This is a genomic window from Candidatus Accumulibacter contiguus, assembly GCF_012940005.1.
Taxonomy (GTDB): Bacteria; Pseudomonadota; Gammaproteobacteria; order Burkholderiales; family Rhodocyclaceae; genus Accumulibacter; species Accumulibacter contiguus.
The window spans coordinates 1-704 of sequence record NZ_SPMX01000163.1 but is presented as its reverse complement, the minus strand read 5'-3'; the positions used below and the strand labels follow the sequence as shown (position 1 = coordinate 704).

Here is a 704-nt window from a genome sequence, read left to right as displayed (position 1 = left end):
ATTCAACGTGTCGATCGCACTGCGCAGCTGGTTCATCGTGCTGGTGGCCGCGTCCCAGACATAGGCTGCTGGCGCCAGCGTGTTCTGCAGCATGTTTTCGTACTGCTGCAGTTGCGTCTGGTACTGCTGAATCTGCTTCAGCGTCTGGGCGACCGCTTCGATGGAACTGATGACGGTCTGCGAGAGGTTCGCGGTGTCGATGACCGGGATGCCTGCTGCATGCGCTGGTGTCGTCGCCGCCGGGCCGGCGAACACGGCCAGAAACAGGGCCCGAAGCACGGTGCCTGTGGCAGTTAGCTTTGTGGCGGTTGGTTTGCTGGTCAAGACTTTCATGCTCACTGCTCCTTGGCGTCAGTAGTCAAACGATTGGTACGGCTTGGAAAACGTCATGTCCCTGGCGACAATGACATTGAAGCGATACCCCGGCCGGATCTCCAGAGTTGGTGCGATGTTCATGTTCTTGGCGATCAATTGCGCGGTGACCTGGCCGAGTTGCTGGCCCAGCGCTTCGCTCATCGCGCTGCTGGCGGTCGGTGCGCCATAGACACTGTTGCCCTGGTTCTGGCCCTGGCTATAGGTGATCCCGGCGGTCACGGCAGACATCAGCAGGGCCGATCCGAACAGGCGCAGGTAATGGTTATTCACCCGGTCGGTGAACCCGGCATAGCCGACACCATCCGCGCCGGGCATGGCGCCGATGTCGA

Annotated in this window: 1 protein-coding gene and 1 pseudogene; both read right to left on the bottom strand. The window is 60.8% G+C overall.

Annotation, left to right across the window (positions count from 1 at the left end):
- Nucleotides 1–333, bottom strand: a pseudogene (locus E4Q08_RS23975) (P-type conjugative transfer protein TrbJ); the annotation flags it as partial.
- An 18-nt stretch (nt 334–351) separates the two neighbouring features.
- On the bottom strand, nt 352–704 hold a 353-nt coding region (locus E4Q08_RS23970; protein WP_308240222.1), incomplete at its 5' end, for a TrbI/VirB10 family protein.